General features: G+C 35.7%; 2 protein-coding genes. One reads left to right on the plus strand and one right to left on the minus strand.

The window, feature by feature from the left end; translation table 11 throughout:
* Positions 1-55: 55 nt before the first annotated feature.
* Positions 56-931: an STAS domain-containing protein gene (locus tag AC1DRF_RS24425; protein WP_477741914.1), complete on the minus strand. Its 876-nt coding sequence runs from the start codon at positions 929-931 to the stop codon at positions 56-58.
* 130 nt (positions 932-1,061) lie between these two features.
* Here AC1DRF_RS24425 and corA point away from each other — a divergent pair, with 130 nt between their 5' ends.
* The gene (corA, locus tag AC1DRF_RS24430; protein ID WP_477741915.1) at positions 1,062-2,024 is read left to right on the plus strand and encodes a magnesium/cobalt transporter CorA; all 963 of its coding nucleotides are present in this window, start codon (positions 1,062-1,064) and stop codon (positions 2,022-2,024) included.
* Positions 2,025-2,157: the final 133 nt, after the last annotated feature.

Here is a 2,157-nt window from a genome sequence, read left to right on the forward strand (position 1 = left end):
GTCAAGTATGAATTGAAATAAAAAAAACAAGAATTAAAAGTAATTCTTGTTTTCTTTATTTCCTCATACGTGAAGCCATCGCGTTAGCAAGAGTTGATTTTGTTGATATATTTTCAAACGATAAACCTAAATGAGAAGCGGTAATCGCGATTTCAGGACGTACCCCAGAGATAGTTGATTCTACTCCTATTAATTTTAATGCATCAATCAGCTGGAAAATCTGATGAGCAACCATCGTATCAACAATAACTACTCCTGAAATGTCAATATAAAGGTGATTCACTTGCTGTTCAGCGCAGCGAGTTAACGTATTTTCTAAAATTCGGCGCGCTCTTGCTGTGTCGATATCCCCAACAAGCGGAAGAATCGCGATATGATCGCTTAATGGAATAACTGGCGAGCTCAGCTCATTGATCAGCTCTTTGTGTGCTTCAAGCAACCGCTTTGAATGCTGATGGTGCTCTTCTACAAATTTATAAACGGTGATATCAAATACGCGTACAATCAGTTCGTTCCATTCGTCTAGTTCTTCTTGCGTAATATCTTGCTCGTACTCTTCTACAAATTGATTTAAATACGTTAAATACTGTTTTCTAACTCGGAAAAATTCTCGAATAATATAATGAATAGGCGTTCTTACATGCTCTCCGTCTTCCGCAATTTTTAAAATCCACGTTTCAAATGAATCAAAAAATTCTTTTTCACTTTTTATAAATACATCGGCTATGTATAAATGGAATTCATTATTTTGATCTTTTAATACTGAAATGACTTCCGGATGAGTAGATGCATAAACCGATTCTGGGTCATTGTMTTCAATGCTTTCATACCATTCTTCCGTCAGTTGATCTGCATGTTTTAAAAAAAACATTCGAAGTGCTTCATTTTTATTCAAAACGATTCCCCTTTCCATACCAGCTACTACTATCATTATAATTCAACTTTTTCACCCTTACTAGTTTTATGAAAAGAGAAGAAAGAAAATTATTCTTTTAAATACGTGTAGTTTATGATTTTATGCTACATTGAAAATAGCTATAAAAACACAAAGGAGTTTTCAAATGATACGAACGTTAGCTCTTACGAACGATGACAAACTTGTGAAACATATACAATTAGATCAGATTCACGATGCCTCTATTCAGTACTATTGGATTGACTTTAACTGCCCTTCTGAAGAAGAAGCGCTGCTGCTTCAATCATCCTTTCACTTTCATCCGTTAGCGATTGAAGATTGCTTTCATTTTCTGCAGCGCCCAAAACTCGATTATTATGAAGGATACAGTTTTTTTGTCCTTCATTCGTTAAATCGTCAAACGTTAGAAGCTGAAGAAGTTGACCTTTTTATCGGCGAAAATTATATGGTTACTTTTCATTTTCACCCGTCAGCTGCAATTGATAAAGTATGGGAAAAGTTGCTTCATACACCTTTGATTCAAGAAAAAGGAATAAGCTATCTTGCGTATTCTGTGATGGATAAAGTGGTAGATGAATATTTCCCCACTGTATATCAGATTGAAGATGAGCTGAATGATATAGAAAACATAGATGCAAAAAAATCCATTTCTGTTTTAATGGAAGATGTATTCAAACTTCGAAGTGATTTGCTAAAAATCAGAAGAACCATTTTGCCTATGCGCGACTTATTGTACCGTGTTATAAATTCTGAACGCCTAGATGTTCATCCTGAACAAAAAAGGTATTTTAAAGATGTCTATGACCACTTATTAAAATTAGCCGATATGATTGAATCAAATCGGGAAATGACATCTGATATGCGCGATAATTATCTTTCTCTTAATTCAAACCGGATGAATTCAATCATGATGACACTGACTGTTATTTCATCTATCTTTATTCCCCTTACCTTTATCGTTGGCGTATACGGAATGAATTTTGAAAATATGCCTGAGCTAAAGTGGCACTATGGCTATTTCTTTGTGCTTGGCTTCATGGGACTGATAACGCTGGGGTTAATTTTATGGTTCAAGCGAAAAGGCTGGTTTAATACTGATAAAGAGTAGAAAGGTTGAGACATAACGAAATCAACCCAATGTAAAGACGAACAAATTGGATAAGTAAGCTAGTGCTGTCAATTTCCGCACAAGACTTCGCTTTCCGGGGGCGGCCAATGAGCCTCCTCTTCGCTTAGCCTCC

This window comes from Priestia sp. P5_B4, from assembly GCF_056400385.1.

Coding starts and splice junctions, on each gene's coding strand:
- corA (WP_477741915.1), top strand. CDS start 1,062: ATGATACGAACGTTAGCTCTTACGAACGATGACAAACTTGTGAAACAT.